The following is a 5482-nucleotide window of genomic DNA, read 5'->3' on the forward strand; positions in this document are numbered from 1 at the left end:
GTGGCGCATCGTCGCGGGCATCGGCATCCTCTGCGCGCCGCAGTTCGCGGTGCTGTCCTTCGGCACGGTGTTCCTGCACGACTTCGGCCATGCGGGCCTGGCGACCATCACCGCCGCCATGGTCACGCTGCAGGCCGGCGCGATGGCGATGCGCGTGTGGAGCGGGCGCTGGACCGACCGGCGCGGCAACCGGCCGGCCTACCTGCGCGCCTGCGCCAGCCTCAGCGTGGCGCTGTTCGCGCTGCTCGCGCTGCTGGTGTTCTGCACCGGCGCGCAGGTGGCCGCCGAATCGCAGGCGCTGCGCATCGCGCTGGTGGTGCTGCTGGGCGTGAGCGGCATCTGCGTCTCGGCCTGGCACGGCGTGGCCTACACCGAGCTCGCCACGCTGGCCGGCGCCGCGCGCGCCGGCACGGCGCTGGGCATGGCGAACACCAGCGTGTTCCTGGTCTGCTTCGTCACGCCGTTCTCGATCCCGCACCTGATGGCGGCGCAGGGCTGGCCGCTGGTGTGGCTCGCGGCGGCCGGTTGCGCGCTGGTCGCGGTGCCGCTGCTGGCACCGCGCGCGCCTTCGACCTCCGCCGGTGCCTGTCAGGCGCCGAAGTCGGCGAAGACGGCGTTGAGCCGCTCCACGTAGGCGCGCTTGGCGGCCTCGTCGATGAAGCTGCCCTCGAAGCTGTTGGCCGCGAGCTGCCAGGCGTGGCGCGCATTCAGGCCGGTGGCCTCGAAGGTCTGCGTGAAGTTCTGGTTCATGTAGCCGCCGAAGTAGGCCGGGTCGTCGGAGTTCACCGTGGCGACCAGCCCCGCCTCGAGCAGGGTGCCGAGGTTGTGCTGCGCGAGGTCGGGGAACACGCACAGCTTGAGGTTCGACAGCGGGCACACGGTCAGCGGGATGCGGTCCTGCGCCAGCCGCTGCATCAGCGCCGGGTCCTTCGCGCTCTGCACGCCGTGGTCGACGCGCTCCACCTTCAGCACGTCGAGCGCGCTCCACACGTATTCGGGCGGGCCTTCCTCGCCCGCATGGGCCACGAGGTGCAGGCCCAGCTCGCGGCAGCGCGCGAACACGCGCGCGAACTTCTCGGGCGGATGGCCGACCTCGCTCGAGTCGAGCCCCACGCCGATGAACTTGTCGCGATGCGGCAACGCCTGCTCCAGGGTCTCGAAGGCCTCTTCCTCGCTCAGGTGGCGCAGGAAGCACAGGATCAGCGAGGCGCTCACGCCCAGCTTGCCCTTCGCCTCGACGCAGGCGCGATGCAGGCCGTCGACCACGGTCTGCATCGCCACGCCGCGCGCGGTGTGGGTCTGCGGGTCGAAGAACATCTCGGTGTGGACCACGTGGTCGGCCGCGGCGCGCTCGAGGTAGGCCCAGGCCATGTCGAAGAAGTCCTGCTCCTTCAGCAGCACGCTCGCGCCCGCGTAGTAGATGTCGAGGAAGCTCTGCAGGTTGGTGAAGGCGTAGGCCTGGCGCAGTTCCTCGACGCTGGCGTAGGGAATGGCCACGCCGTTGCGCTGCGCGAGCGCGAAGATCAGTTCGGGCTCGAGCGAGCCCTCGATGTGCATGTGCAGCTCGGCCTTGGGCATGGCGCGCAGCAACTCGGGCAGGCGCTCGGCGGGAATGGCGTCGAAGCGCAGGTGGTCGGCGGCGGGGCGGAAGTCGGTCATGGTGGGGTCTGGCGCATGGGGGGCGCCGTGGGGCGTTGCGTTCGCGCGAGCATAAAGGCTGCCCGCGGCCGCGCAATGCGCGAAACCGTATGGCCTCAATCGAGGCTGCGCGCCGAGCTCGTGAGCGAGCGCGCGCACAGCAGCAGGGTGGGCGCCAGCTTGCGCACCGCCTCCTCCAGCGTCCAGCGGCTGGTGGGCGCGACCACGTGCACCGAGGCCACGGGCCGGCCCTGGCTGCCGAGCACCGGCGCGGCGATGGTCATGTCGCCGAGGAACAGCTCCTCGGCATTGGTCGCGAAGCCCTGCAGCCGTGCCTGGCGCAAGGTGGCCAGGATCGCCTCGACCTCGGTCAGCGTGTGGGTGGTATGGGCCACCCGGTCCGAGGCCTCGATCAGCGCGCGCGCCTCGTCCTCGGGCAGCGCGCTCAGGAAGGCGCGGCCCGAGGCGGTGCAGTACATCGGGATGCGGCTGCCGATCGGCATGTGCACCGGCACGAACTGCGCGCTCACGAAGCGCGCCACGTAGACCATGTCCAGCCCGTCGGGCTCGGTGAGGCAGGAGGTCTCGGTCGTCACCTTGGTGAGCTCCGACAGGTACGGGTTCGCCACGTCGATCAGCGCATTGGCCGCGAGGTAGTTGAAGCCGATCTCCATCACGCGCGGCGTGAGCTGGTAGCGCCGCGTCTTCGGATGCTTGCGCAGGTAGCCGAGCTTCTCGAGCGTGAAGACCATGCGCTGGGCCGAGCTCTTGGTGATGTCGGTGGCCGCGGCCACGTCGGCCAGCGTCATGGTGCGCCGCCGCGCGCTGAAGGCGCGCAGCACGGCCAGGCCCTTCTCGAGCGACTGGTTGAAGAGAAGGCTCTGGCTGTCCTCGGGCGCCGCGTCGTCGGCGGTCCCGGTGGGGGCGGTCGTGGGGTCCATGGGGTCGAAGTATAGCTAGCGCCCGATGAAATATCGAATATCGATACGATCAATTCGACTAGTGGTTTTCATTTATTGATTAAAGAGTCAATCGAATCGATTATTGGCATGCATGTTGCGTTGACCTCGCTTCCTTCCTTTCTCTCTCTTGTCCTGAGGAGTGCTTCCATGAATCGCATCGTTCGCCACCTCCGCCCGCTGCGCCGCCTCGCGCTCGGCCTCTGCATCGCCGGCGCCGCCTCGCTCGCGGCGGCCCAGGGCGCGGCCCCGGCCAGCTTCAACGTGGGCGCCACCGCCACCGGCGTGCCCTTCACCTTCCTCGACGTGAAGAGCAACAGCATCCAGGGAATGATGGTCGACACCGTCACCGCGGTCGGCAAGGCGGGCGGCTTCACGGTCAACGTGCAGCAGACCGTGTTCTCGGCGCTGATCCCCTCGCTCACGGCGCGCAAGATCGACATCGTCTCGGCCGCCATGCTCAAGACGCCCGCGCGCCAGGAGGTGGTCGACTTCAGCGACCCGGTCTATTCGTACGGCGAGGGCCTGATCGTCAAGGCCGACGACACCCGCGCCTACGCCACGCTCGACGAGCTCAAGGGCGAGGTGGTGGGCGCGCAGGTCGGCACCGTGTTCCTCGACATGCTCACCAAGAAGGGCATCTTCAAGGAGGTGCGCAGCTACGACTCGGTGGCCGACATGACGCGCGACCTCTCGCTCGGCCGCATCAAGGCCGGCCTCGGCGACCAGCCCATCATGGCCTACCAGATCCGGCAGAACACCTTCCCGGGCGTGAAGCTGGTCGACAGCTACAAGCCCGTGAATGTGGGCGACGTCTGCCTGGTGGTGCGCAAGGGCGACACCGAGACGCTGGCGCGGCTGAACAAGGCCATCGCCGCGATCAAGGCCGACGGCACGCTGGCGAAGATCGTCCAGAAATGGGGCATCTGAGCGCGCGCTGAGCCATGGCCTCCTCGTTCCTCCAACACGCGCAGGACTTCCTGCCGATCCTGCTGCAGGGCGCGGTGGTCACGGTGCAGGTCACCGTGCTGTCGTTCCTGCTGAGCAGCGTGCTCGGCCTCGCGCTGGCGCTGATGAAGCTGTCGCCGGTGCGCGCCGTCTCGTGGACCGGCGCGGTGATCGTCAACGTGATCCGCGGGCTGCCGATCATCGTGCAGCTGTTCTACATCTACTTCGTGCTGCCCGAGTTCGGCGTGCAGCTCACGGCCTTCCAGGCCGGCGTGATCGGGCTGGGCATCGCCTACTCGGCCTACCAGGCCGAGAACTTCCGCGCCGGCATCGAGGCCGTCGACCCGGGCCAGCGCGAGGCCGCCCAGGCCATGGGCATGCGCTCGGCGCTGATCATGCGGCGCGTGATCCTGCCGCAGGCCTTCCGCATCGCGCTGCCGCCCTACGGCAACACGCTGGTGATGATGCTCAAGGACTCCTCGCTGGTCTCGACCATCACGGTGGCCGAGATGACGCGCGCCGGCCAGCTGATCGCCTCCTCCACCTTCCAGAACATGACGGTCTACACGCTGGTCGCGCTGCTCTACCTCTTGATGAGCCTGCCGCTGGTCTGGGGCCTGCGCCGGCTCGAGGCGCGCTTCGGCGCCGGAAGGAGGAAGCCATGATCCACGTCGAAGGCCTCGAGAAGCGCTTCGGCGCGCACCGCGTGCTGCAGGGCGTGAGCCTGCGCGTGGACAAGGGCGAGGTGGTGTGCCTGATCGGCCCCTCGGGTTCGGGCAAGTCGACGGTGCTGCGCTGCATCAACGGCCTCGAGTCGTACGAGGGCGGCGAGGTGCGCGCCTTCGGCGAGCGCGTGGACCGGAACTCACCCGCCATCCACCGGCTGCGCAGCCGCATGGGCATGGTGTTCCAGCGCTTCAACCTGTTCCCGCACCGCACCGTGATCGAGAACGTGATGGAGGGCCCGGTGCACGTGCTGCGCCAGAACCCGGCACAGGCGCGCGAGGAGGCGCTCGCGCTGCTCGCCAAGGTCGGGCTGGCCGAGAAGGCGCAGGCCTGGCCGGCGCAACTCTCGGGCGGCCAGCAGCAGCGCGTGGCGATCGCGCGCGCGCTCGCGATGAAGCCCGAGGCCATGCTGTTCGACGAACCCACCTCGGCGCTCGACCCCGAGCTGGTCGGCGACGTGCTCGGCGTGATGCGCGCGCTGGCCGACGAGGGCATGACCATGATCGTGGTCACGCACGAGATGGGCTTCGCGCGCGAGGTGGCCGACCGCGTGTGCTTCCTGCACAGCGGCAGCATCGTCGAGGAAGGCCCGGCCGCGCAGGTGCTGGGCGCGCCGCGCCAGGCGCGCACGCAGGACTTCCTGCGCCGCGTGCTGCATCCGTCGGCGGAGGTGCGCGCGTGAGCATCGCCACATCGCCATCGACGCTGCCTCCTTCGCTGTGGGCCGCCACCGCGCCGGCGGCACCGCCGACGCCACCGCTGGCGGGTTCGCAGCGCGCCGATGTGCTGATCGTGGGCGCCGGTTTCACGGGCCTGTCGGCCGCGCTGCACCTGGCCGAGGCCGGCACCAAGGTCTGCGTGCTCGAGGCGCACGAGCCGGGCTGGGGCGCCTCGGGGCGCAACGGCGGCCAGGTCAATCCCACGCTCAAGCAGGATCCCGACGAACTGGTGCGGACCTACGGCGCCGCGCGCGCCGAGCCGCTGATCGACGCGGTCTCGCGCTCGGCCGACCTGGTGTTCGAGCTGATCGAGCGCCACGGCATCGACTGCCAGCCGGTGCGCAAGGGCTGGCTGCAGGTGGCCTATTCGCCCCAGCACATCGCCGCCATGCATGCGCGCGCCGAGCAATGGGCGCGGCGCGGCGCCGCCACGCAGATGCTCGATCGCGCCGACGTGGCGGCGCGCCTGGGCACCGAGGCCTTCGCGGGCGG

At 69.9% G+C, this 5482-nt stretch carries 7 protein-coding genes; 5 read left to right on the forward strand and 2 right to left on the reverse strand.

All coding sequences use genetic code 11. The annotated features are described in order from the left end of the window. Positions 1–634, forward strand: a 634-nt coding sequence (locus AC27VN_RS31480; RefSeq protein WP_490879099.1) for an MFS transporter, incomplete at its 5' end; no start/stop codon positions are given. Here the strand turns inward: AC27VN_RS31480 and AC27VN_RS31485 are convergent. After that, entirely contained in the window at positions 589–1659 is a 1071-nt protein-coding gene (locus AC27VN_RS31485) for an adenosine deaminase (protein ID WP_490879100.1), read from the reverse strand. The two genes, AC27VN_RS31480 and AC27VN_RS31485, sit on opposite strands and share 46 nt — an antisense overlap. A gap of 95 nt (positions 1660–1754) precedes the next feature. Beyond that, positions 1755–2579: an IclR family transcriptional regulator gene (locus tag AC27VN_RS31490; RefSeq protein ID WP_093340419.1), complete on the reverse strand. Its 825-nt coding sequence runs from the start codon at positions 2577–2579 to the stop codon at positions 1755–1757. A 168-nt stretch (positions 2580–2747) separates the two neighbouring features. On the opposite strand from AC27VN_RS31490, the gene AC27VN_RS31495 reads away from it, so the two are divergent. From AC27VN_RS31495 to AC27VN_RS31510, 4 genes are all read left to right on the forward strand, one after another. Continuing rightward, complete coding sequence (locus AC27VN_RS31495) at positions 2748–3527, forward strand: ABC transporter substrate-binding protein (RefSeq protein WP_203202304.1); 780 nt, start codon at positions 2748–2750, stop codon at positions 3525–3527. A 14-nt stretch (positions 3528–3541) separates the two neighbouring features. After that, positions 3542–4210, forward strand: a complete 669-nt coding sequence (ehuD, locus tag AC27VN_RS31500; RefSeq protein ID WP_057591978.1) for an ectoine/hydroxyectoine ABC transporter permease subunit EhuD — start codon at positions 3542–3544, stop codon at positions 4208–4210. After that, the gene (locus AC27VN_RS31505; RefSeq protein ID WP_209544154.1) at positions 4207–4953 is read left to right on the forward strand and encodes an amino acid ABC transporter ATP-binding protein; all 747 of its coding nucleotides are present in this window, start codon (positions 4207–4209) and stop codon (positions 4951–4953) included. Before ehuD ends, AC27VN_RS31505 begins: the two co-directional genes overlap by 4 nt. Continuing rightward, a partial coding sequence (locus tag AC27VN_RS31510) for an NAD(P)/FAD-dependent oxidoreductase (RefSeq protein WP_490879101.1) occupies positions 4950–5482 on the forward strand: 533 nt, incomplete at its 3' end. The genes AC27VN_RS31505 and AC27VN_RS31510, both read left to right, overlap by 4 nt.

It is taken from the genome of Variovorax sp. 20P10.2.4 (genome assembly GCF_058244205.1).

What these genes read in the sequence shown, in the direction of transcription:
- ehuD (WP_057591978.1), top strand. Translation starts at nt 3,542, where the DNA reads ATGGCCTCCTCGTTCCTCCAACACGCGCAGGACTTCCTGCCGATCCTG.
- AC27VN_RS31495 (WP_203202304.1), top strand. Translation starts at nt 2,748, where the DNA reads ATGAATCGCATCGTTCGCCACCTCCGCCCGCTGCGCCGCCTCGCGCTC.
- AC27VN_RS31505 (WP_209544154.1), top strand. Translation starts at nt 4,207, where the DNA reads ATGATCCACGTCGAAGGCCTCGAGAAGCGCTTCGGCGCGCACCGCGTG.
- AC27VN_RS31490 (WP_093340419.1), bottom strand. Translation starts at nt 2,579, where the DNA reads ATGGACCCCACGACCGCCCCCACCGGGACCGCCGACGACGCGGCGCCC.
- AC27VN_RS31485 (WP_490879100.1), bottom strand. Translation starts at nt 1,659, where the DNA reads ATGACCGACTTCCGCCCCGCCGCCGACCACCTGCGCTTCGACGCCATT.